Source organism: Pseudonocardia sp. TMWB2A (assembly GCF_017312135.1).
This window is the reverse complement of record NZ_QKQY01000002.1, coordinates 50,056-72,155: the sequence shown is the minus strand read 5'-3', so window position 1 is coordinate 72,155 and position 22,100 is coordinate 50,056. Positions and strand designations below refer to the sequence as shown.

The following is a 22,100-nucleotide window of genomic DNA, read 5'->3' as shown; positions in this document are numbered from 1 at the left end:
CTTTCGCCCTCGTATTCCAACTGGCAGAGAAAGCGGTCTCAAACACCGTACAGTGTGGGTTCGAATCCCACCGGGGGCACCATTCTCCGATCCGACCGACGTGTCGGCCCAGGGCTCCGGGCCCCGCGTCCCGGGGTGCTTCCACCTCCTGGCCTGCAGGTCTCCTCCGGGGATCGTGGTCGAGCACGCCCGCCGGATCCGGCTCGGGCAATGTCAGCGCGACATCGTCGACGGCCACCCCGACCACTTCTTGCGCGGCCTGTTCCCTTTCGACGGCCGTCACACCACGAACCGTGTCCGATCCCGCCGGCCCGACGGTTCCGTGCGCGGGTACGCCTCTCGGCGCCGGTTCCTCGGCACCACCTCCGACGACGTCGTGCGGCTCGCCGAGGCGGCCCCGGACCGGCCGGGGATCGCGCACCGTCGGGTGCCGCGCGACCTCCCTGTCGGTCGCGCGACGTGACGCCGTCGCCGCGCTGGACGCGGCGATCGGCCTGACGGCGTGAGCGCCGCCGCCCCTGTCCGATCGGACGGGTAATGCGGTCGACGGAGCGTGTTTCCGCACACGAAAGGCCGAAGTGGTTCGGCTGTGCACCCGTACCGCCGGTAGCCTGGGCGCTCCGGACACCCCACTGACCGATGAAGGAGTTCTCCGGTGACCGACAACGTTCCCGCAGAGACGCCGGCCGAGGACGGCCCGCAGCCCGGGTGGCGGGTGCTGGTCGTCGAGGACGAGGCGCTGATCCGCATGGACCTGGCCGAGATGCTCTCTGAGGAGGGCTACCGCATCGCCGGTGAGGCCGGTGACGGCGAGGCCGCCATCACCCAGGCCCGCGAGCTGAAGCCCGACCTGGTGATCATGGACGTCAAGATGCCCAAGAAGGACGGCATCGAGGCGGCGTCGACCATCGTCGAGGAGAAGATCGCGCCGGTCGTCATGCTGACCGCGTTCAGCCAGCGCGAGCTGATCGAGCGCGCCCGCGACGCCGGCGCCATGGCCTACCTGGTCAAGCCGTTCGCCCGGCACGAGCTGGTCCCGGCCATCGAGCTCGCCGTCTCCCGGTTCGCCGAGAAGAAGGCGCTCGAGGACGAGGTCGCCTCGCTCAACGAGCGGTTCGAGACCCGCAAGGTCGTCGACCGGGCCAAGGGCCTGCTCATGACCGCGCAGAAGATGTCCGAGCCGGAGGCGTTCCGCTGGATCCAGCGGACCGCGATGGACCGCCGCACCACGATGAAGGCGGTGGCCGAGGCCGTCGTCGAGGGGCTCGCCCCGGCGAAGTCGTCCTGACCGACGACCACCCGCGACCACGACGAGGGGCCCCGCCGGTACCGGCGGGGCCCCTCGTCGTCACGGCGGCGGTCAGGCGACGCCGAGGTAGGCGTCCTTGATCGCGGGGTCGGCCAGCAGGTCGGCCCCGGTGCCCGACCGGACGATCCGCCCGGACTCCAGCACGTAGGCCCGGTGGGCGCGGGACAGCGCCTGCTGGGCGTTCTGCTCGACCAGCAGCACGGTCACGCCCTGCCGGTTGATCTCGGAGACGATCCGGAAGATCTGCGCGATGAACTGCGGGGCCAGGCCCATCGAGGGCTCGTCGAGCAGCAGCAGCCGCGGCTTGGCCATCAGCGCCCGGCCGATCGCGAGCATCTGCTGCTCGCCACCGGACAGGGTCCCGCCGACCTGGGAGCGGCGCTCGGCGAGCCGCGGGAAGAGCTCGAAGATCCGGTCGAGCTCCGCGGGCAGCTCCTTGCGGTCCCTGCGCGTGTAGGCGCCCATGTCCAGGTTCTCCAGGACCGTCATGCCCGGGAAGATCCCGCGGCCCTCGGGTGCCTGGCTGATCCCGCGGACCACCCGCAGGTCGGCGCGCAGGGTGCTGATGTCGTCGCCGTCGAAGGTGATCGAGCCCGACGAGAGCGGGCGCAGCCCGGACACGACCCGCATGGTGGTGGTCTTCCCGGCGCCGTTCGCGCCGATCAGGGTCACCACCTCGCCCTCGTTCACGGTCAGCGAGATCTCGTGCAGGGCCTGGATGCGCCCGTAGTGCGCACCCACCCCGGTCATCTCAAGCAGAGCCATCGTCGGGAACCCCCAGGTAGGCGGCGATCACGGCCGGGTTCTCCCGGATCTCGGCGGGCAGCCCCTCGGCGATCTTGCGGCCGAACTCGAGCACCACGATGCGGTCGGTCACGCCCATGACCAGCCGCATGTCGTGCTCGATGAGCAGGACGGTGTACCCGTCGTCGCGGATGGTGCGGATGAGCCCCATCAGGTCGTCCTTCTCCGCCGGGTTGAAGCCGGCGGCCGGCTCGTCCAGACAGAGCAGCTTCGGCTCGGTGGCGAGCGCGCGGGCGATCTCCAGGCGTCGCTGGTAGCCGTAGGGCAGGTTGCGGGCCTTCTCCGCGGCGCGGTCGGCGATGCCGACGAACTCCAGCAGGGCCATCGCCTTCTCGATCGCCTCCCGCTCCTCGCGCAGGTGGCGCGGGGAGCGGACGAGCGCGCCCAGCACGCTGGTCCGGTGCCGGGCGTCGGTGCCGACGACGACGTTCTCCAGCGCCGTCATCTCGCCGAAGAGACGGATGTTCTGGAAGGTGCGGGCGATGCCGAGGCGGGTGATCTGGAACCGCTGGCGACGCCCGAGCGGGGCGCCCTCCAGCAGCACCCGGCCCGAGGTGGGCCGGTAGACCCCGGTGAGGGCGTTGAAGCAGGTGGTCTTGCCCGCGCCGTTCGGGCCGATCAGCCCGAGGATCTCGCCGCGCCGGATGTCGAAGGAGACGCCGTCGAGGGCGACGAGGCCGCCGAAGCGCATCCCCACGTCCTCCATCGACAGCAGCGTGTCCCCGACGTCGACGGCGATGTCCCGGTCCGGGGCGACGACCTCGGCGACCGCCGCCTCGTGCTCGGCCCGCTCCTCGGGCGTCATCCGGGCGACCTCGGCGACGATGCCGCCCTCGACCGGTTCCTGGTCGGGGGCGCTCACCGGACGGGCCCCGAGCTCGCGGTGCCCGCGGTCATGGGGTCGTCGGCGGCGACCTGGTCGGGCCGTCCGACGAGGCGCCGGTAGGCCTCGCGGCCGTAGGTGAGCAGCCGCTGCCGGGCACCGAGCAGGCCCTGCGGCCGGAACGCCATGAGCACGATGAGCGCCACTCCGAAGATCAGGTACTTGTAGCCCGCCAGCTCGACGAACCGGTTCGGGATGTAGGACACGATGAACGCGCCGACCACGGCGCCGACCTTGTTGCCGGACCCGCCGAGCACCACCGCGGCGAGGAACAGCACCGAGGTGGGGACGTCGAACTTCTGGTTGTTCACGAAGCCGACCTGGCCCGCGAACAGCGCCCCGGACAGACCGCCGATGGCCGCGCCGATGACGAAGGCCCACAGCTTGAACTGCACGGTGGGGACGCCCATGATCTGCGCGGCGTCCTCGTCCTCGCGGATCGCGATCCACGCGCGGCCGACCCGGCTGCGCTCCAGGTTCCCGACCAGCACCAGGATCACGATGGTGATCGTGACGACCAGCCAGTACCAGCTGGTGCCGTTGGAGTTGGAGAACAGCGGCTGGCCCGCGGAGTCGGTCCCCGGCGGGCGTCCGACGCCCTGGAAGCCGACCTGGCCCTTGAGCGGGCCGACGATCGTCGCCAGCAGCCGGATGATCTCCCCGAACCCGAGGGTGACGATCGCGAGGTAGTCCCCGCGCAGCCGCAGCGTCGGTCCGCCGAGCAGCAGGCCCGCGAGCATCGTGACGATCATGGCCAGCGGCAGCGTCCACAGGTACGGGATGTGCCAGACGACCGAGTCGGGGCTGGTGAACAGCGCGGCGACGTAGGCGCCGACGGCGAAGAAGCCGACGTAGCCCAGGTCGAGCAGGCCCGCCTGGCCGACGACGACGTTCAGCCCGATCGCCAGCAGCGCGAAGCGGGCGGCGTCGAACAGCGCGATGGGGAAGTTGGTGCCCGGCTCGGTGGTGATCAGCGGCGGGTTGAGCACCGGCAGCGCGTAGATCAGCGCGACGACCGGGAGCAGCCACAGCCACTGCTGCCAGCGGGGCAGGTCGTTCCAGCGGTCACGCAGCCCGCGCAGGCCGGACGTGCGCGCCGGGGCGGCCGGGGGAGTGGTCGAGGTCGTCATACCCGGGCCCTCCCCAGCGACTCGCCGAGGATGCCGGTCGGCCGGATCATGAGGATCCCGACCAGGACGACGAAGGCGACGACGTCGGTCCACTGCGCGTTGCCGAGCAGGGTCTGGCCGTAGTTGCCGATCACCCCGAGCAGCAGCCCGCCGAGCAGCGCGCCGCGGATGTTGCCGATCCCGCCGAGCACCGCGGCGGCGAAGGCCTTGATGCCGAGGATGAAGCCGCCGTTGTACTGGACGCCCGCGGGCACCTTCATGACGTAGAACAGCGCGGCCGCGCCGGCCAGGATGCCGCCGATGAGGAAGGTCAGGACGATGACGCGCTCGCGGTTGACCCCCATCAGCGTCGCGGTGTCCGGGTCCTGGGCGACGGCGCGCAGGCCGCGTCCGAGCCGGGTCCGGTTCACGAACTGGTCCACGATGATCATCAGCGCGATCGCGGCGACGAAGATGGTGATCTGCTGGCTGTCCACCGGTGCGCCGAAGATCGTGAAGACGACCTCGGGCCGGAACATGATCAGTGCGGGCTCCGGGTTGGGCCCGCGCCAGGCGAAGATCAGGTACTGCAGCGCGAAGGACGCGCCGATGGCGGTGATGAGGAACGCGAGCCGGGGCGCGTTCCGCCGTCGTAGCGGCCGGTAGGCGATGCGTTCGAGCAGCACCGCCACGATCCCCGCCGCGACCATCGCGACCAGCATCGCGAGTATCAGGTCCGCGACCAGGGCGACCGGTGAGAGGTCGGGGGAGGACGGGCCGAAGCCGAGCGCGGCGAGGGTGAAGAACAGGGCGTAGGCCCCGACGATGAACACCTCGGAGTGCGCGAAGTTGATCAGTTGCAGGACGCCGTAGACCATCGTGTAGCCCATGGCGATGAGCGCGTAGATCGCGCCGTAGGCCAGGCCGTCGACGGTGTTGGCCCAGAACTGGTCGGCGAGGGCGCCGACGTCGAAGCTGATCCAGTCCGGGCCCTGGGCGAGCACCGGTCCGATGGAGGTCAGGAGCACGGGGGTTCCTCACGTGCGTGGGCGTGCCCGCCCGCCCCGGTCGTCGCGGTGGCGACGACGGCGGGGCGGGCGGGCACGGTCGGAACTGCGTCTCCGGCCGAGGCCCGCGGCCGGTCGGGGCCGGCTCAGTTGCCGATCTCTCCCACGTAGACGATCTTGCCGTTCTCCACCTTGTAGCCGTAGACGGCCGTGGTGGCGAGCTCGCCGGTGGAGTCCCACTTGAACTGCTTGGACAGGCCGGCGCCGTCGTAGTTCTTGACGTAGTTCTTCACCGCGGCACGGTCGGTCGCCCCGGAGTCGATCGCCTTCAGCAGGATGGTGGCCGAGTCGTAGCCCTCCAGCGAGTAGGTGCCGGGCGCGGCGCCGTTGCTGACGGTCTTGTAGGCGTCGGCGAACTCCGGGATCAGCTCACCCGGGGTGCAGGGGCAGGTGAAGAACGCGTTGTTGGACGCGTCGCCCGCGAGCTGGATGAACTGGTCGTCCTTGACGCCGTCCGGGCCGAGGAACACGCCGGTGAAGCCGCGGTTGGACAGCTGCTGGTCCAGCGGGGCGCCCTCGGCGTAGTAGCCGGAGTAGAACACCGCCTGCGGCTGCGCCGAGACGATCTTCGAGACGACGGCCGCGAAGTCCTTCTGGCCGGTGGTGACCTTGTCCTGGCAGCTGGCGTCGATGCCGGTGGCCTGCAGGGCCTGGTTGGTCGCCGCGGCCAGGCCGACGCCGTAGTCGGAGTCGTCCTGGATGACGCAGACCTTCTTGGCGCCCAGCTTGCCGGCCATGAACTTCGCCGCGGCCGGTCCCTGCACGTTGTCGTTGGCCAGCGCCCGGAAGAACGTGGTCCAGCCGTTCTTGGTCAGCGCCGGGTTGGTCGCCGACGGCGTGAGGTGGACCAGGCCGGCCTGCTCGAAGATGCCGCCGGTCGCCTTGGACTCACCGGAGAACGGCAGGCCGATGACGCCGACGATCGGCTGCTCGCTCGCGACCTGGGTGACGATGCCCGGCGCCTTGTCCGGGGTGCCCTCGGTGTCGAACCGCTTGAGCTGCACCTGGCAGTTCGGGTTCGCCTTGTTGTGCTGGTCGATCGCCAGCTGCACGCCGTTGACGATGTTGACGCCCAGCTGCGCGTTGCTGCCGGTCAGCGCACCGGCGTAGGCGAGGGTGGTGGTCGCGGCGCACTGCGCCTGGCCGTTGCCCGCCGGGTTCGCGGCGTTCGCCGGAACCGGGAGCGTGCTCACGGCGGGAATGTCCGGGCGGTTGCCCTGCTGCTCGCCACCACCGCCCTGCTGGCCGCCACCCTGCCCGGCGGCGCAGCCCGACAGCGTGAGTGCGAGTGCGACGCCGCCTGCGACGGCGATGGTGCGCCCTCGCCTGCCGGCTCCCTTGAGTCGTGATCCGAACACGTCGACCCTCCTGCTCGACCGCTCCCCCCGAAAAGAGCCGGTCTCCGTACGCCTGCGCCCGTCGGGCGAGGTCGGTCGGAAAGCTAGCCCTCGGGTTGCGTGCCGGAAAAGCGGTTCCGTCACGCTCTTAACCGAAGCGTGACAATGGAAGGCGGAGCTCAGAAGGAATTGATTCGACCGCGCGGCCGGAATCGTTACCGCGGCCGGGGTGTCGCCCCGTCGACGGGCGGACGCGTGTCGCGGTGCAGGCAGGTCAGCTTCGCGGTGCAGACGCGGCGGCCGTCGTCGTCGACGAGGACGATCTCGGTGGTCGAGGTGGACCGCCCGACGTGGATCGGCCGCGCGGTCCCGGTGACCCAGCCCGACGTGGCCGAACGGTGGTGGGTGCAGGCCAGCTCCAGCCCGACCGGGAACCGCTCGGGGAGCGCGTGCATCGCGGACAGGGTCGACCCGAGGGTCTCGGCGAGGACGCCGCTGGCGCCGCCGTGCAGCAGCCCGTAGGGCTGGCGGTTGCCCGCGACCGGCATCCGGCCGACGACCTCGTCGAGGTCGGCCTTGAGGATCTCGATGCCCATCCGGTCGGTGAGCTGCTCGTCGGCGTGCTCGGAGCTCAGCTCCGGCAGCTGGTCGGGGGTGATCGGCACCCGACGACCCTACGACGCGCCGTGGCCCGGGACGACGTCGTGCCACGTGGTCCACATCGCTCTTGCCCGCCCGTTCGACCGGATCTAACGTTTCGTACCGGAATGGTGAGCGTTGGCAACGAACGGGCGATCCGAGGTGGCCGGGTGGGGACGACGGGGCGGCGCGCGGTGCTGCGGGGCGCGGTCGGTGCCGGGGTGGCGCTGTTCGGCGCCGGGGCCTGTACGCGGGGGACGACGGAGGCCGCCACTGCTGCCACCACGGCCGCCACGGCGGCCCCGCGGGCGGATCCGGGCCCGCCGGACGCGGCGGGGGCACTGGTCCGGCTGCGCGAGGGCAACCGGCGCTGGCAGGAGGTCCACCCCGCCCACCCGCACGAGGGCGCCGAGGTCCGGACCTCGCTGGTGGGCGGGCAGCACCCGTTCGCGACCGTGCTGAGCTGCGTCGACTCCCGGGTCCCGCCCGAGCTGGTGTTCGACCAGGGGCTGGGCGACCTGCTGACCGTGCGCACGGCGGGCGAGGTGCTCGACGACGCCGTCCGCGGCAGCATCGAGTTCGGCCGCGGCGAGCTGGGGGTGCCGCTCGTCGTCGTGCTGGGGCACTCCTCGTGCGGTGCGGTGGCGGCCGCCGTCGACGCGGTGGACAGCGGCGAGCGGGCGCCGGGGCACCTGGCGCAGCTGGTGGCGGCGCTGCGGCCGTCGCTGACCGCCACCGGGACCCGGGCCGAGCGGATCGCCGCCGGGGTCGACACGCACGTGCGGCGCACGGTCGCCGCCCTGCGCCGCGACCCCGACCTGGCCGCGGCGGGCCCGGGCGCCCCGGCCGTCGCCGGTGCCCGCTACGACCTGGCCACCGGCCGGGTGGAGTGGCTCGAGACGCTCTGAGCCGCCGGCCGTGCGGGTCTCGTCACACGGGAGGGGTGCGGCGGCGTGCATGCTTGCCCGCGCGGACCCGTTCGCCGATCTTGGTCGGTGAGAAGCCGACCGAGGGAGACCCTATGGCGAACGACAGCAGGCCGACCGCGGCCCAGGCGTGGCAGATGATGGTGGAGGGCAACGGCCGCTGGCAGCGCGACGAGCGCGAGGACCCGCGCCGGTCCGCCGAGGAGCGCGCCGCCGCCGTGGCGGGGCAGACCCCGGCCGCGATGATCCTGTCCTGCTCGGACTCCCGGGTGCCCGCCGAGCTCGTGTTCGACCTGGGCCTGGGGGACCTGTTCGTCGTCCGGACCGCGGGCCAGGTCGTCGACGACGCCGTGCTGGGCACGCTGGCCTTCGGCGCCGGGGCGCTGGGCATCCCGCTGCTGGTGGTGCTCGGCCACTCCCAGTGCGGCGCGGTGAAGGCGGCCGTGTCGGTCGCCGCCGGGCAGCCCGCGCCGGCGCCGGCGACGCTGGGCGCGCTGGTCGGCGACATCGTCCCGGTGTGCGAGGGGGAGGGCGAGGGCGCCGTGGCCGGCGCGGTCGACGCCAACGTCCGCCGGGTCGTCGCGCAGCTGACGTCCGACCCGTCGCTGTCGGGGGCGGTCTGCAACAACCACCTCACGATCATCGGTGCCCGCTACGACCTGGAGACCGGCGCGGTCCTCGAGGTCTGACGGCTCAGCCCGGCCGGTGGGTCACGAGGATCGCGGTGCCGGGGAACAGCGCGCCGCGCAGCGGCGACCACTGCCCCCACACCCGCTCGTGGCCCTCCGGCCACTCCGGCTCGACCAGGTCGTCGAGCACCAGGCCGGCGGCGACGACGTCGCGCACCCGGTCGCCGAGCGTGCGGTGGTGCTCGACGTAGGTGGCCCGGCCGTCGCCGTCGACCTCCAGGTACGGGGTCCGGTCGAAGTAGGACTGGACGACGGTGAGCCCCTGCTCGCCGGGGTCGTCGGGGAAGACCCAGCGCATCGGGTGGTTCACCGCGAACACCCAGCGCCCGCCGGGCCGCAGCACCCGGTGCACCTCGCGCATGACCCGACCCGGGTCGGCGACGAAGGGGATCGCCCCGAACGCCGAGCAGGCGTGGTCGAACGTGGCGTCGGCGAACGGCAGGTGCTCGGCGCCGGCCTGCACGAGCGGCACCGGCAGCCCGAGCGCGTCGTTCAGCCGGGCCGCGTGGCGCAGCATCCCGCCGGAGACGTCGAGCGCGACCGGGTGCGCCCCGCGGCGGGCCAGCCACCGGCTGCACGGGGCGGAGCCGGCGCCCACCTCCAGCACCCGCTTCCCGGCCAGGTCCGCGGGCGGGCCGAGCAGGCCCGCCTCGTCCTCGTGCAGGTTCTCCGGGCACCAGACGAACGCCTCGTCGCCGATGTCGGAGCCGTGCTCGGCCAGGTAGTCGTCGGCGTCGGCGTCCCACCAGCGGCGCCCGGCCGCCTCGGACTCGGCGCTGCCGACGCGGCGCCGGGCGACACCCGTGGTGCCCACGGCGTCCTCGGCGGAGAAGTACTCGTCGCGGCTGCTCATGACCACCCGATCGTCGCAAGCGCATGCGCTCCCGCGGATGGCGGACCCGCATTGCCGGGGGGTTTGCGGGCCGCGTAGCATTCTTCCCGCACCGTGGTCAACGTGTCGGCCGACCGCGCGGCGCCACTCCAGCGCCGGTCTCGCGGATGTCCGTGCACCGATGTTCCGACCACGGGAATCGACGCCAGAGGGTGACTGTTACAACGTCACAGCTACACGTACCAGAACCGGGGCGCGCTGCTGCAGCAGAGCCGACCGGGCCGACCATGCCAGAGAAATCCATCGGAGCACCTCACTACATGTCCACCGACACCACCGCCGCCCCGACCACGCCGCAGGTCGCTATCAACGACATCGGGTCGGAGGAGGACTTCCTCGCCGCCATCGACCAGACGATCAAGTACTTCAACGATGGCGACATCGTCGAGGGCACCATCGTCAAGGTCGACCGTGACGAGGTCCTGCTCGACATCGGCTACAAGACCGAGGGCGTCATCCCCTCGCGCGAGCTGTCGATCAAGCACGACGTCGACCCCGCCGAGGTCGTCGAGGTCGGCGAGTTCGTCGAGGCCCTCGTCCTCCAGAAGGAGGACAAGGAGGGTCGGCTGATCCTGTCCAAGAAGCGCGCGCAGTACGAGCGCGCCTGGGGCACGATCGAGGCGCTCAAGGAGGCCGACGAGCCGGTCGAGGGCACCGTCATCGAGGTCGTCAAGGGCGGCCTGATCCTGGACATCGGGCTCCGCGGCTTCCTCCCGGCCTCGCTGGTCGAGATGCGCCGCGTGCGCGACCTGCAGCCGTACGTCGGCCGCAAGATCGAGGCCAAGATCATCGAGCTGGACAAGAACCGCAACAACGTGGTCCTGTCCCGCCGCGCCTGGCTCGAGCAGACCCAGTCCGAGGTCCGCAGCGAGTTCCTCAACCAGCTGCAGCGCGGTCAGGTCCGCAAGGGCGTCGTCTCCTCGGTGGTCAACTTCGGTGCGTTCGTCGACCTGGGCGGGGTCGACGGCCTGGTGCACGTCTCCGAGCTGTCCTGGAAGCACATCGACCACCCGAGCGAGGTCGTCGAGGTCGGCCAGGAGGTCACCGTCGAGGTCCTCGACGTCGACCTGGACCGCGAGCGCGTCTCCCTGTCGCTGAAGGCGACCCAGGAGGACCCGTGGCGCCTGTACGCCCGGACCCACGCGATCGGCCAGATCGTGCCGGGCAAGGTCACCAAGCTCGTCCCGTTCGGCGCGTTCGTCCGCGTCGAGGAGGGCATCGAGGGCCTGGTCCACATCTCCGAGCTGGCCGAGCGCCACGTCGAGATCCCGGAGCAGGTCGTCCAGGTCGGCGACGACGCGATGGTCAAGGTCATCGACATCGACCTCGACCGCCGTCGCATCTCGCTGTCGCTGAAGCAGGCCAACGAGGGCATGACGGTCGACACCGAGTTCGACCCGACCCGCTACGGCATGGCCGCCGAGTACGACGACCAGGGGAACTACATCTACCCCGAGGGCTTCGACGTCGACTCCGGCGACTGGAAGGAAGGCTTCGACGAGGCCCGCGCGGCCTGGGAGAAGCAGTACGCCGAGGCGCAGGCCCGCTACGACCAGCACATGGCGCAGATCCGCAAGGCCGCCGAGGCCGAGGCGGAGGGCGGCGACGACATCGCGCCGGCGAACTACTCCTCCGGCGGTGACGACGACCGTTCGACCGGCGGTGGCGGTGGCCAGGCCGAGTCGGGTGGCTCGCTCGCCAGCGACGAGCAGCTCGCCGCACTGCGCGAGAAGCTCTCCGGCGGGGCCTGACAGCCCCCGGCCGGTCCCACGCGGACCGGCGACAGCACTACACCGGGCCCCGGTGACCGTCACGGTCACCGGGGCCCGGCCCGTTTCCGGGGGCCCTACGGGGCCCGGTCGACGCCCGTTCACGTCGCTCGGCGTGTCAGAGCGGACACGCCAGGTGCAGATCACGGTTCGGCTGCGGTTGGTCACGGCGCGCGCACCGGTCCGGAGTCGATCTTCGGGTCGGCCTAGATTGGGTGCATGGCCGGCCGTACCGTCCGCCGGACGCGTTCCGGCGAGTCCCTGTCCCACGACCGCACGTTCCTGCGCCGCGGGCGGTCCGCACTCGCGGGCGTCCTGCTCACCGCGGTCCTCGCCGGATGCGGCACGGCGTCCGGGGACACCGGGATCGCGGTCCCGACGTTCCCGGCCGAGCAGTCCGGCGCCGCCCAGGCCGGGCGGGGACCGATCCCGATCGCGCTGCCCACCGACTGCGTGCAGCTGATGGACCCCGAGCAGGCCGGAGCGCTGTTCGGGCAGGTCCTGGGGTCGGTGTCGGTCCAGTCGGTCCGCGGCGTCCCCGAGGCGTCGGTCAACCGCACCGAGCGCACCGCCTGCACCTACCGCGCGGGCGGCCAGGCCCAGGCCTTCGGCGGGGCGCGCAACTCCGGCCCGGTGCTGTTCCAGCTCAACATCGGCCGCTACGGCGACACCGCGTCCGCGACCCGGCAGTGGCAGCTCAACACCAACGCCGAGCGCGGCTCGGCCACCGCCTCGCGCGACATCACCGTGGGCTCGGTCCCCGGCGTCCTCGTCGAGCGGCCGGACGAGACCACCCTGGCCCTGGTCTACGGCGTCGACACGCTGACGTTCATCCTGCCGGTGGCCGCCCCCGGGCAGACCCGGTCCGCGGCCGAGACCCTGCCCGACCTGGCCCAGCGCATCATCCCGGCGCTGACGCCGACGCAGCCGCCGTCCGCGCGGCCGACGCCCGCCGCACCGCCGGCGGCGCCCGCCCCGCAGGCCGGCACCGGTGTCGCGGGCAACGCACGCGGCACCACCTGAGCGCGGCCGGGGCGACCCGGCACGGCCCGCTACGGTGATCACGTGCTGCGGACAGGGCTGACCGGCGGAATCGGTGCGGGCAAGTCGACGGTCGCGACGCGACTGGTCGAACGCGGGGCGGTGCTGGTCGACTCCGACGTGATCGCCCGCGAGGTCGTCGAACCGGGCACCGCGGGGCTGGCGGCGATCGTCGAGGCCTTCGGCCGGGACGTCCTCGACGCCGACGGCCGGCTCGACCGGCCCGCCCTCGCTGCCGTCGTCTTCTCCGACGCCGGGGCACGGCGCACCCTCGACGGCATCGTGCACCCGCTGGTGCGGGCCCGGTCCGACGAGCTCATCGCCGCCGCCCCGGCGGACGCGATCGTCGTGCAGGACATCCCGCTGCTCGTCGAGGGCGGCATGGCCCCGGCGTTCCCGCTGGTCGTGGTGGTCGGGGTGGACGCCGAGGAGCGGGTCCGGCGGCTGGTGTCCGCGCGCGGGATGAGCGAGCAGGACGCCCGGGCCCGGATCGCCGCCCAGGCCACCGACGAGCAGCGCCGCGCCGTCGCCGACGTCTGGCTGGACAACTCGGGGGACCCGGACGACACCCGTCGCCGGGTGGACGCGCTGTGGGACGGGCGGCTCGCCGGGTTCGAGGAGAACCTGCGCACGGGCCGCCCGGCCGCGGACGGGCCGCCCCGGCTCGTCGAACACGACCCGGACTGGGCGGCGCAGGCCCACCGGCTCGCCGAGCGCGTCGCGGTCGCCGCGGGCGGTCCCGGCCGCGGGGTGGACCACGTCGGGTCGACGGCCGTCCCGGGGCTCCCGGCCCGCGACGTGCTCGACCTGCAGCTCGCGGTGGAGTCGCCCGCCGACGCCGGCACGGTCACCGATGCCCTGGTCGCGGCCGGGTTCCCGGTCGACGCCGCCGCCCCGGAGGAGACCACGGGCACGGTGCGGGTGCACCGCTCGGCCGACCCGGGGCGGGCCGCGGTGGTGGCCGTGCGGGTGCACGGCTCGCCCGCCTGGCGGCACGCGGTCGAGCTGCGGGACCGGCTGCGCGCCGACGCGACCGCCCGTGCCGGCTACGCCGCGCACAAGCGCGCGGCGGCGGAACGGCACGCCGACGACCCGGACCCGCGTCACTACCGTGCGTACACGGCTGAGTGGCGATCCGACCCGAACGGCTGAGCATGTCGGGACGCAGATCACGCGGAACGTGACGATCGGGTCGCGCCGGACCCGTTTCTGTAACGCCGCACGCTCGTTGGTCGATCAGGCGGGGCAGAGGGTGCTCCTGCCCGGATCGGCCGCGGTACCTGCGGGTACCCGTCGATCGGGCCGGTCACCGGGGTGATCGGCACCGGACCGGAGGGTCCGGTGACGGCGACGAGAGGACACGGGGTTGAGCACAGTGGCCCAGCGTTTCGGGGCGGACGGCGAGTTCGCCGAGCCCGAGCGCGCGCCCGCGTTCCCCCACACGGACGAGTACGGCGGTGCGCCGGAGCCGGGTGAGCCGGGCGCGATCGACCACGACGCGTGGACCGGCGCCGAGTACGAGGCCCCGCCGATCAGCGGCGCCGTCGTGCAGCAGCACCGCACGCTCCCGCACGGTGAGCTCCGTGCGGACTTCGGCGCACACCTGGAGACGCACTACCCGCGCCTGGTCGCGCAGCTCTACGCGATCACGCTCAACCCGCACGACGCGCACGACGCGGTGCAGGACGCCTACTCGCGGGCCTGGCGACGCTGGGCCGCGCTGCGCGCCGAGCCCGCGGGCCCGGACCACGAGGACGCGGCCGTCGGCTGGGTCCGGCGGGTCGCGATCCGCACGTCGATGCGGGGGCGGATCCTGCGCCGCCGTCGCAGGCCGTCGCCGGAGGAGACCGACCCGCGCACCGGGGCGCTCCTGGAGGCGCTCGGGCGGCTCGCACCCGTCGACCGCCGGGCCGTGGTGCTGCACCACATGGCCGGCCTGTCGACCGGCGCGGTCGCCGAGCTCGAGCGGGTCACCGAGCACGAGGTGCGGCGCCGGCTCGTCCGCGGTCGCGAGGTCGTGACCGAGGGCATGGCCGAGGTGCTGGAGGAGATCATCGGACCGGCGGGTGGCGCGGTCGGGGGACCGCCGCCGGGTCACGGGGCGCCGCAGTACGACCTGCGTGGCGGGTACCCACCCGCCACCGAGGGGGGACGGGTATGAACGGGTTCGCCGACATCGACCGGGAGTTCCACCGGCTCGACGACGTCCTGGCCGCGGCGGTGCCGCTGCCGGCCGTCGACGACGTGATCTCCCGCGCCGCCGGTGCGCGCCGGGCCACCTCGGCCGCGGCCGCGGCGGTGCTCACCGTCGGGTCGCTGGGCGGGATCACCGCCGTCGCGACCGCGGCCGCGCCCGACGGGAGCTTCGTCGGGCCGCCCTTCGCCATCGCCGCGCCGCAGGAGAGCGGCCCCACCCCCGAGCCGGTCGAGGCCGGTGACGCGGGCGGTGCGGCCACCGGTGACGGCAGCCTCCCGCCGGCGTTCGACCCGACCGTCGCGGCGACCCACGGTGGCGCGCTGCCCGGTGGTGGCGGCTCGCACGCCGCGCCCGCGCCCGGTCCGGCCCCCGCGCCCGGCACCCCCGGCGCGCCCGTGCTCCCGCCGCCGCCCACCGGTGGCGGTCAGCCGACCCCGCCGCCGCACACGACGCAGCCGCAGCCGACAGACGAGGGCTCGCCCGAGCCGACGACGCCTCCGCCGCCGACCACGACGAAGCCGCCGGTGACGACCACGCCTCCGCCGGTCACGACGACTCCGCCGACCTCGACGCCCAAGCCGACCGACGAGGGCACCCCGGAGCCGACGACGACCTCCCCGGTCCCGACGACGACGAACTCGGCCGCGCCGACCACCACCTCGCCCGACCCGACGACCACCACCGGGACCACGACGCCGGAGACCTCGACCAGCGCCGTCGGCCTCGGCCCGGCGCAGTCCTCCGCGCTCTGACCCACCCGGGCCGGCCCCGCCACGGCCGGCCGGTGCCCCGACCCACCCGCCACGGCCGGTCGGTGCCCCGGACGCGCCGCGCGGACCGGCCGCCGTCGCGGGTCGGTGGCGCCGGTCAGTCCGGAGCGTCCTCCGGCCGGTCCCGCGGCCCCAGGTCGATCCCAAGGGACGCCAGCCAGGCCACGTGGTCGTGGTCGTGGCGGACCAGCCCGTCGAGCACGGCGTGCGACCGCTCCAGGGCGTACTCGGCCAGGTCGGTCCCGACCAGCCCCTGTGCCACGGCGGCGACGAACTCGTCGACGTCGATGACGTCGGTCCCGCGGCCGCGGCGGACCACGAGGTCCAGGTAGAGGTCGGTCATGTGCAGCCGCCTGCCCTCGCGGGTGATCGCGGCGACGTCGACGTACACGTCCTGGTCGCGTTCGTGCCCCGGCCGCCACCGCCAGTCCGACAGGCACACGCCCAGCTCCGGGAGCACCCAGGTCTCGATCCACCAGGCGTTCGGCCGGGCGACGACGGGCCGGGACAGGTACAGCCCCCAGGCCTCCTCGCGCAGCGTGGCGATCTCGCGGTGGGTCCCCTTGGTGTCGACCTGGACGCCCCGCTCGGGGTCGAAGGTCTGCGTCTTGGGCGGGTGCACGGTCGCCCATCCTGCCGGTCCGGCCGTCCCGGCGGGGGCGCACGGCGGGAAAGTGTCGGGGGTCGCTCGTACCCTGGTGTCATGGCATTCGCGACCGAGGTCCCGGGCAGCGCGGCGGACTCCCGTGCCCGGGAGGACGCTGCACACCCGGACGCGGGCACCACCCCGACGGACACCCCGCGCGCGCACTCCGAGCACCGCCCGGTGGGTGCGGTCGAGCGCAGCACGGCCCCGTTCCGCGTGGTCAGCGAGCACGTCCCGGCCGGTGACCAGCCGACCGCGATCGCCGAGCTGGACCGGCGGCTGCGTGCCGGCGAGGAGGACGTCGTCCTGCTGGGCGCCACCGGTACCGGCAAGTCGGCCACCACCGCGTGGCTGATCGAGCAGCAGCAGCGTCCGACGCTGGTGATGGCACCGAACAAGACCCTGGCCGCGCAGCTGGCGAACGAGCTGCGGGAGATGCTCCCGAACAACGCGGTCGAGTACTTCGTCTCGTACTACGACTACTACCAGCCCGAGGCCTACATCGCGCAGACCGACACCTACATCGAGAAGGACAGCTCGATCAACGACGACGTCGAGCGGCTGCGGCACTCGGCGACGATGAACCTGCTGTCCCGGCGCGACGTCGTCGTGGTCGCCTCGGTGTCGTGCATCTACGGCCTCGGTACCCCGCAGTCCTACCTCGACCGGTCCGTCTCGCTGCGGGTCGGCGAGGAGGTCGAACGGGACCGGCTGCTGCGGCTGCTGGTCGACGTGCAGTACACCCGCAACGACATGTCCTTCACCCGCGGCACGTTCCGGGTCCGCGGTGACACCGTCGAGATCATCCCCGCCTACCAGGAGCTGGCGCTGCGGATCGAGTTCTTCGGCGACGAGATCGAGGCGCTCTACTACCTCAACCCGCTGACGGGGGAGGAGGTCGAGCAGGTCGACGAGATCAAGGTCTTCCCGGCGACGCACTACGTCGCGGGCCCGGAGGCGATGGAGCGCGCCGTGCGCGCCATCGAGGCCGAGCTGGAGGAGCGCCTCGCGCAGCTGGAGAACCAGGGCAAGCTGCTGGAGGCCCAGCGGCTGCGGATGCGGACCCAGTACGACATCGAGATGATCCGCCAGGTCGGGTTCTGCTCGGGCATCGAGAACTACTCGCGCCACATCGACGGCCGCGGCGCCGGCACGGCACCGGCCACCCTGATCGACTACTTCCCGGACGACTTCCTGCTGGTCATCGACGAGTCGCACGTGACCGTGCCGCAGATCGGCGGCATGTACGAGGGCGACATGTCCCGCAAGCGCAACCTCGTCGAGTACGGCTTCCGCCTCCCCTCCGCGGTCGACAACCGGCCGCTGACCTGGGAGGAGTTCGCGGACCGGATCGGCCAGACCGTCTACCTGTCCGCGACCCCGGGTCCCTACGAGCTCAACCGCACCGGCGGCGAGTTCGTCGAGCAGGTCATCCGCCCCACCGGCCTGGTCGACCCCGAGGTCGTCGTGAAGCCGACCAAGGGCCAGATCGACGACCTGGTCGCCGAGATCCGGGAGCGGACCGACAAGGACGAGCGGGTCCTGGTCACCACGCTGACCAAGAAGATGGCCGAGGACCTCACCGACTACCTGCTCGAGCTCGGGATCAAGGTCCGGTACCTGCACTCCGAGGTCGACACCCTGCGCCGGGTGGAGCTGCTGCGCCAGCTGCGGTCCGGCGAGTACGACGTGCTGGTCGGCATCAACCTGCTCCGTGAGGGCCTCGACCTGCCCGAGGTGTCGCTGGTGGCGATCCTCGACGCGGACAAGGAGGGCTTCCTCCGGTCCGGCACCTCGCTGATCCAGACCATCGGCCGCGCGGCGCGCAACGTCTCCGGCCAGGTGCACATGTACGCCGACCGGATCACCGACTCGATGCAGTACGCGATCGACGAGACCGACCGCCGCCGCGCCAAGCAGGTCGCCTACAACACCGAGCGCGGCATCGACCCGCAGCCGCTGCGCAAGCGGATCGCCGACATCCTCGACCAGGTCTACCGCGAGGCCGAGGACACCGAGGCCGTCCCGGTCGGCGGGTCGGGCCGCAACGCCTCGCGCGGCAAGCGGGCCGCGGGGGAGAAGGGGCGCGCCCCCGCCCCGGCCGGCAGCTCCGGGGTGGCGGCGAAGGACACGGCGGGCATGCCGCGTGCCGAGCTGGCCGACCTCATCCAGCAGATGAACGACCAGATGCTCACCGCCGCACGGGACCTCCAGTTCGAGCTGGCGGCCCGGCTCCGCGACGAGATCGCCGACCTCAAGAAGGAGCTGCGGGGGATGGACGCGGCCGGGGTGTCGTAGGCGGGTCCCGCGGCGGGGCGCGGGGTCGCGCCCCGCTACCGTGGTCCACCGTCGTCCCCAAGCGGCCGCCGGGCTCCGCCCGTCGCGCGGCCCGTACCCGTCCGGCCCGGCCGCACACGGAGGAGCCCGCGTGACCGTCACCCGCACCCCGCACGACCCCGACGTGCCCGCCGCTCGCGGCGGGGCCGCCGCGGTCCTCGTCGGACGGCTGCGGACGGCGGCGCTCAGCCCCTGGACGCTCGTGGTCACCGTGCCGCTGCTGGCCGCGGCGCTGTACTGGTCCTGGGTCCGGCTGCGCGACTACGCGCTCGACCTCGACGTCTACCGGATCGGCGTGCAGGTCTGGCTGGACGGCGGTGACATGTACGGGCGGCTCCCGCTGCCCCTGCACGGGCCCGAGCTGCCCTTCATCTACCCGACCTTCGCCGCCATCACGATGGTGCCGCTGACCGTGGTGCCCTACGCCGTCGCGTTCACCGCCCAGTTCGTCGCGTCGGTGCTGTCGCTGGCGGTCTGCATCGCGCTGACCATCCGGGTCGCGTGGCCCGCGGGCGGGCTGCGGGCCCCGTTCGTGCTGGGCGTGCCGGTGCTGGCCGCGGTGCTGCTCATGGAGCCGGTCGCGCAGACCTTCGCCTTCGGCCAGATCAACCTCGTGCTGATGCTGCTCGTGCTGGTCGACCTGCTCGCCCCGCGGACCTGGTGGCCGCGCGGGCTGCTGCTCGGCCTGGCCGCGGCGATCAAGCTGACCCCGGGCGGGTTCGTCCTGTACTTCCTGGTGCGGCGGGACTGGAAGGCGGCGGGCGTCGCCGTCGTCACCGGCATCCTGGCGACCGGCCTCGGGTTCGTGGTCGACCTCGACTCCTCGGTGCGGTACTGGTTCGTCGGGGGACCGGCGGCCGGGGTCAGCGGCTCGACGTTCTTCTCCAACGAGACCGTGCAGGCCGTGCTCGCCCGCCAGGAGGTCCCCGACCCCTGGTTCCACATCCTGTGGCTGGGCATCGTCGCCGTCCTGCTGGCGCTGGCCGTGCCGGTCATCCGGCGCTCCGAGCCGGTGATCGCGATGTCGGCGACGGCCGCCGTCGTGCTGATGGCGACCCCGACCGCCTGGTCGCACCACTGGGTGTGGGTCGTGCCCGCGCTGATCGGGATCGGTGCGCACGCCCTGCGGTACCGCAGCGCCGGGTGGGCCGCGGTCGGCGCGGTGATCGCCGCGATCTTCTACATCGCGCCGTTCCGCTGGATGCCCAACGTGTGGGGCGTCGAGATGAAGTGGAGCCTCTGGGAGCAGTTCCTCGGGGCCAGCTACGTCATCCCCGCCGCGCTGACCCTCGGACTGGGCTGCTGGTACGTCACCCGGGGCCCGGGCCGTCCCGGCGGTCCGCGGGCCCCGCACCCCGAACGGCACCGCGTCGGCTCCTGACCCTCCGGCGGGGCCCGCCCGGGCACGACCGCCCGCGACTATGGCGCGCGTCACGGACACCCGCCTACTGTGGGAGCCGGAGGTGCCGGTGGAGCCAGTCGACGACGACCGGAACCGGGCAGGCGTGTGCGCCGTCCGCCCGGGGACCGACCTCGGTCGGCACGCCCGCATGCTGTCCCGGCTGCACGACGCGGTGCTGTCCGGCGACGCCCGCCCCGACGACACGGCGCGCGGACGCCGGCTGGTCACCCGCTCCTGGGACCGGGTCCGGGCCCAGGGCGTGGACCCCGACGCCGGTGAGCCGCCCGGCCCGCTGGACGCCGCCGTCGTCGAGCAGCGCCGCGCGACGTCACCGCTGGTCCCGGTGCTGCCCGCGCTGCGGGCCGCGCTGACCTCGGTCGCCGAGGACGCCCGGCACGTGATGGTCGTCTGCGACGCCGACGGGGTCCTGCTGTGGCGGGAGGGCTCGACCGCCGTCCGCCGCCGCGCCGACGCGCTCGGGTTCACCGAGGGCGCGGAGTGGTCCGAGCAGTCGGTCGGCACCAACGCGATCGGGACCGCGCTCGCCGAGGGCGGGCCGGTGCAGATCTTCTCCGCCGAGCACTTCGTGCGCAGCCACCACGGCTGGACCTGCACCGCGGCCCCCGTGCACGACCCGCGCAGCGGTGAGCTGCTCGGCGTCGTCGACCTGTCCGGGCCCGCCGAGACCATCCACCCGACGACCGTCGCGCTCGTCGACACCGCGGTGCGGCTCGCCGAGGCCGGGCTGTGGCAGCGCCACGAGGCCCGCCTCGACGCGCTGCGCACCATCGGCGCCCCGATGCTCGCCGGCGACACCGGGCCGGGCCTGGTCGTCGACGACCACGGCTGGGTCGCCGCCGCGTCCGGGTTGCCCGGCGTCGAACGGGTCGCCGCACCGGTGCCGGAGCGCCTGATCGCCGTGCACGGGCTGGGGCCGTGCCTGCCCGAGCCGGTGCCCGGCGGCTGGCTGCTGCGCCCGGCATCCGGCGGGAGCAGGCGGATGCGGCTGCGCCTGGACCTGGACGGCCGTCCGCCGCAGGCCGTCATCGAGGGCACGACCCGCTGGGTGCACCCGTTGTCGACCCGGCACGCCGAGGTCCTGGTGCTGCTCGCCCGGGCCGGGGCGAGCGGGCTGGACGCGGCCACGCTGTCCCAGGGGCTCTACGGCGACCGGGCGCACCTGGTCACCGTCCGCGCCGAGATGTCGCGGCTGCGCCGGAACCTGGGCGGGATCCTGCTGGCCCGCCCCTACCGGATCGCCCCCGAGGTCGAGCTGGACCTGACGGGGCTGGCGGGCAGCCGGGTCGTGCGCGAGTCGACCGCGCCGGGCGTGGCCGCCCTGCGCCGCGACTGAGCGCCCCCGCCGCTGCAACCCGCCTGCAACGCTGTCCGTGACCCGCGTCACCGGCTGGACTGGGGTCCGCGGGAACGTCCCGCCGCGGCAGGGACGCCGCCCCCGGCGGCCCGCGCGAGCGAACTGGGAGGCCGACATGGGTGTCGCCGTGGTCACCGGAGCCGGACGCGGGATCGGGCGGGGCATCGCCCTGCGCCTGTCACGCGACGGGCACGCCGTCGCCGTCAACGACCGGGACGCCCACGGCGCCACCGCCGTCGCCGAGGAGATCCGCGCGGCCGGCGGGACCGCGGTGGCCTACCCGGCCGACGTCACCGACCCCGACGCGGTCACCGCGATGGTCGGCCAGGTCGCCGAGGAGCTCGGCGGTCTGGACGTGATGGTCGCGAACGCCGGTATCGCGCAGGTCAAGCCGCTGCTCGAGGTGACCCCCGACGACCTGCGCACCATCTTCGACGTCAACGTGTTCGGCGTCGTCTACTGCCTGCAGGCCGCCGCCCGCGTGATGATCGACCGGGGGACCGGCGGCAAGATCGTCAGTGCCGCGTCGATCGCCGGGCACCAGGGCTTCGACCTCCTCGGGCACTACTCGGCGACCAAGTTCGCCGTCCGCGCCCTCACCCAGGCCGCGGCCAAGGAGCTGGCGCCGCACCGGATCACCGTGAACGCGTACTGCCCGGGGATCGTCGGCACCGACATGTGGGACCTGATCGACGAGCAGATGGGCGCCCGCAGCGGCGCGGGGAAGGGCGAGACGCTGAAGCAGTACGCGGCCGGGATCCCGCTGGGCCGGGTGCAGACCGCCGACGACGTCGCCGCCTTCGTCTCCTACCTCGCCGGCCCGGACTCCGACTACATGACCGGCCAGGCCGTCATGATCGACGGCGGGGTGGTCATGGTCTGAGGGCCCACCGGGGTGCCGGGCCGCG

The 22,100-nt window shown here is 73.4% G+C and carries 21 protein-coding genes and 1 tRNA gene; 14 read left to right on the top strand and 8 right to left on the bottom strand.

Annotated features, from left to right (window positions below):
• Positions 1-5 precede the first annotated feature (5 nt).
• The 3 genes from DMP17_RS14655 (at position 6) to DMP17_RS14645 (ending at position 1,288) form a co-directional block, all read left to right on the top strand.
• A tRNA-Leu gene (locus DMP17_RS14655) sits at positions 6-82 on the top strand.
• Between the two features lie 93 nt (positions 83-175).
• The gene (locus DMP17_RS14650) at positions 176-463 is read left to right on the top strand and encodes a hypothetical protein (RefSeq protein ID WP_337829820.1); all 288 of its coding nucleotides are present in this window, start codon (positions 176-178) and stop codon (positions 461-463) included.
• Positions 464-655: 192 nt separating this feature from the next.
• Positions 656-1,288 (top strand): ANTAR domain-containing response regulator, encoded by a 633-nt coding sequence (locus tag DMP17_RS14645; RefSeq protein ID WP_062402721.1) that lies wholly within the window; start codon positions 656-658, stop codon positions 1,286-1,288.
• 72 nt (positions 1,289-1,360) lie between these two features.
• Here DMP17_RS14645 and DMP17_RS14640 read toward each other — a convergent pair whose 3' ends face one another.
• The 6 genes from DMP17_RS14640 to DMP17_RS14615 form a co-directional block, all read right to left on the bottom strand.
• On the bottom strand, positions 1,361-2,074 hold the full coding sequence (locus DMP17_RS14640) for an ABC transporter ATP-binding protein (RefSeq protein ID WP_178375072.1): 714 nt from the start codon (positions 2,072-2,074) through the stop codon (positions 1,361-1,363).
• Entirely contained in the window at positions 2,061-2,975 is a 915-nt protein-coding gene (locus DMP17_RS14635) for an ABC transporter ATP-binding protein (protein WP_226356466.1), read from the bottom strand. The genes DMP17_RS14640 and DMP17_RS14635 overlap by 14 nt, the downstream gene beginning before the upstream one ends.
• Positions 2,972-4,126, bottom strand: a complete 1,155-nt coding sequence (locus DMP17_RS14630; RefSeq protein WP_178375071.1) for a branched-chain amino acid ABC transporter permease — start codon at positions 4,124-4,126, stop codon at positions 2,972-2,974. Before DMP17_RS14630 ends, DMP17_RS14635 begins: the two co-directional genes overlap by 4 nt.
• The gene (locus DMP17_RS14625) at positions 4,123-5,133 is read right to left on the bottom strand and encodes a branched-chain amino acid ABC transporter permease (RefSeq protein ID WP_178375070.1); all 1,011 of its coding nucleotides are present in this window, start codon (positions 5,131-5,133) and stop codon (positions 4,123-4,125) included. The genes DMP17_RS14630 and DMP17_RS14625 overlap by 4 nt, the downstream gene beginning before the upstream one ends.
• Positions 5,134-5,258: 125 nt before the next feature.
• Positions 5,259-6,485 (bottom strand): branched-chain amino acid ABC transporter substrate-binding protein, encoded by a 1,227-nt coding sequence (locus DMP17_RS14620; RefSeq protein WP_374203873.1) that lies wholly within the window; start codon positions 6,483-6,485, stop codon positions 5,259-5,261.
• Between the two features lie 239 nt (positions 6,486-6,724).
• A complete protein-coding gene (locus DMP17_RS14615) occupies positions 6,725-7,174 on the bottom strand; it encodes a PaaI family thioesterase (RefSeq protein ID WP_226356468.1) in 450 nt (149 codons plus the stop codon).
• Between the two features lie 144 nt (positions 7,175-7,318).
• Between DMP17_RS14615 and DMP17_RS14610 the strand changes: the two genes are divergently transcribed.
• A complete protein-coding gene (locus DMP17_RS14610; protein ID WP_226356469.1) occupies positions 7,319-8,056 on the top strand; it encodes a carbonic anhydrase in 738 nt (245 codons plus the stop codon).
• A 113-nt stretch (positions 8,057-8,169) separates the two neighbouring features.
• Complete coding sequence (locus DMP17_RS14605; protein WP_226356470.1) at positions 8,170-8,763, top strand: carbonic anhydrase; 594 nt, start codon at positions 8,170-8,172, stop codon at positions 8,761-8,763.
• 4 nt (positions 8,764-8,767) lie between these two features.
• Here DMP17_RS14605 and DMP17_RS14600 read toward each other — a convergent pair whose 3' ends face one another.
• Positions 8,768-9,616: a class I SAM-dependent methyltransferase gene (locus tag DMP17_RS14600; protein WP_337829819.1), complete on the bottom strand. Its 849-nt coding sequence runs from the start codon at positions 9,614-9,616 to the stop codon at positions 8,768-8,770.
• A 299-nt stretch (positions 9,617-9,915) separates the two neighbouring features.
• On the opposite strand from DMP17_RS14600, the gene rpsA reads away from it, so the two are divergent.
• The 5 genes from rpsA to DMP17_RS14575 all read left to right on the top strand — a co-directional run bounded on the left by rpsA (position 9,916) and on the right by DMP17_RS14575 (position 15,414).
• Positions 9,916-11,406 carry a 30S ribosomal protein S1 gene (gene rpsA / locus DMP17_RS14595; RefSeq protein ID WP_208826920.1) on the top strand — a complete coding sequence of 497 codons (1,491 nt, stop codon included), beginning with the start codon at positions 9,916-9,918 and terminating at the stop codon, positions 11,404-11,406.
• Between the two features lie 237 nt (positions 11,407-11,643).
• The gene (locus tag DMP17_RS14590) at positions 11,644-12,447 is read left to right on the top strand and encodes a hypothetical protein (protein ID WP_226356472.1); all 804 of its coding nucleotides are present in this window, start codon (positions 11,644-11,646) and stop codon (positions 12,445-12,447) included.
• A gap of 42 nt (positions 12,448-12,489) precedes the next feature.
• Positions 12,490-13,617: a dephospho-CoA kinase gene (gene coaE, locus DMP17_RS14585; protein WP_226356473.1), complete on the top strand. Its 1,128-nt coding sequence runs from the start codon at positions 12,490-12,492 to the stop codon at positions 13,615-13,617.
• Between the two features lie 223 nt (positions 13,618-13,840).
• Positions 13,841-14,626 (top strand): RNA polymerase sigma factor, encoded by a 786-nt coding sequence (locus tag DMP17_RS14580; protein ID WP_337832687.1) that lies wholly within the window; start codon positions 13,841-13,843, stop codon positions 14,624-14,626.
• Positions 14,623-15,414: a hypothetical protein gene (locus DMP17_RS14575; protein WP_337829818.1), complete on the top strand. Its 792-nt coding sequence runs from the start codon at positions 14,623-14,625 to the stop codon at positions 15,412-15,414. Before DMP17_RS14580 ends, DMP17_RS14575 begins: the two co-directional genes overlap by 4 nt.
• 115 nt (positions 15,415-15,529) lie before the next feature.
• Here the strand turns inward: DMP17_RS14575 and DMP17_RS14570 are convergent, their stop codons facing one another.
• Positions 15,530-16,054: a DUF402 domain-containing protein gene (locus DMP17_RS14570; RefSeq protein ID WP_337829817.1), complete on the bottom strand. Its 525-nt coding sequence runs from the start codon at positions 16,052-16,054 to the stop codon at positions 15,530-15,532.
• Between the two features lie 81 nt (positions 16,055-16,135).
• On the opposite strand from DMP17_RS14570, the gene uvrB reads away from it, so the two are divergent.
• The 4 genes from uvrB to DMP17_RS14550 all read left to right on the top strand — a co-directional run bounded on the left by uvrB (position 16,136) and on the right by DMP17_RS14550 (position 22,075).
• The gene (gene uvrB / locus DMP17_RS14565; protein WP_226356476.1) at positions 16,136-18,376 is read left to right on the top strand and encodes an excinuclease ABC subunit UvrB; all 2,241 of its coding nucleotides are present in this window, start codon (positions 16,136-16,138) and stop codon (positions 18,374-18,376) included.
• A 130-nt stretch (positions 18,377-18,506) separates the two neighbouring features.
• Positions 18,507-19,796, top strand: a complete 1,290-nt coding sequence (locus DMP17_RS14560) for a glycosyltransferase 87 family protein (protein WP_337829816.1) — start codon at positions 18,507-18,509, stop codon at positions 19,794-19,796.
• A gap of 169 nt (positions 19,797-19,965) precedes the next feature.
• Complete coding sequence (locus tag DMP17_RS14555; protein ID WP_255655657.1) at positions 19,966-21,171, top strand: GAF domain-containing protein; 1,206 nt, start codon at positions 19,966-19,968, stop codon at positions 21,169-21,171.
• Between the two features lie 136 nt (positions 21,172-21,307).
• Positions 21,308-22,075, top strand: a complete 768-nt coding sequence (locus DMP17_RS14550) for an acetoin reductase (protein WP_062402766.1) — start codon at positions 21,308-21,310, stop codon at positions 22,073-22,075.
• Positions 22,076-22,100: the final 25 nt, after the last annotated feature.

Excerpts from the sequence above, each read along its gene's own strand:
- DMP17_RS14640 (WP_178375072.1), bottom strand. The coding sequence starts at position 2,074 with ATGGCTCTGCTTGAGATGACCGGGGTGGGTGCGCACTACGGGCGCATC.
- DMP17_RS14630 (WP_178375071.1), bottom strand. The coding sequence starts at position 4,126 with ATGACGACCTCGACCACTCCCCCGGCCGCCCCGGCGCGCACGTCCGGC.
- DMP17_RS14605 (WP_226356470.1), top strand. The coding sequence starts at position 8,170 with ATGGCGAACGACAGCAGGCCGACCGCGGCCCAGGCGTGGCAGATGATG.
- DMP17_RS14600 (WP_337829819.1), bottom strand. The coding sequence starts at position 9,616 with ATGAGCAGCCGCGACGAGTACTTCTCCGCCGAGGACGCCGTGGGCACC.
- rpsA (WP_208826920.1), top strand. The coding sequence starts at position 9,916 with ATGTCCACCGACACCACCGCCGCCCCGACCACGCCGCAGGTCGCTATC.
- DMP17_RS14590 (WP_226356472.1), top strand. The coding sequence starts at position 11,644 with ATGGCCGGCCGTACCGTCCGCCGGACGCGTTCCGGCGAGTCCCTGTCC.
- DMP17_RS14575 (WP_337829818.1), top strand. The coding sequence starts at position 14,623 with ATGAACGGGTTCGCCGACATCGACCGGGAGTTCCACCGGCTCGACGAC.
- uvrB (WP_226356476.1), top strand. The coding sequence starts at position 16,136 with ATGGCATTCGCGACCGAGGTCCCGGGCAGCGCGGCGGACTCCCGTGCC.
- DMP17_RS14555 (WP_255655657.1), top strand. The coding sequence starts at position 19,966 with ATGCTGTCCCGGCTGCACGACGCGGTGCTGTCCGGCGACGCCCGCCCC.
- DMP17_RS14550 (WP_062402766.1), top strand. The coding sequence starts at position 21,308 with ATGGGTGTCGCCGTGGTCACCGGAGCCGGACGCGGGATCGGGCGGGGC.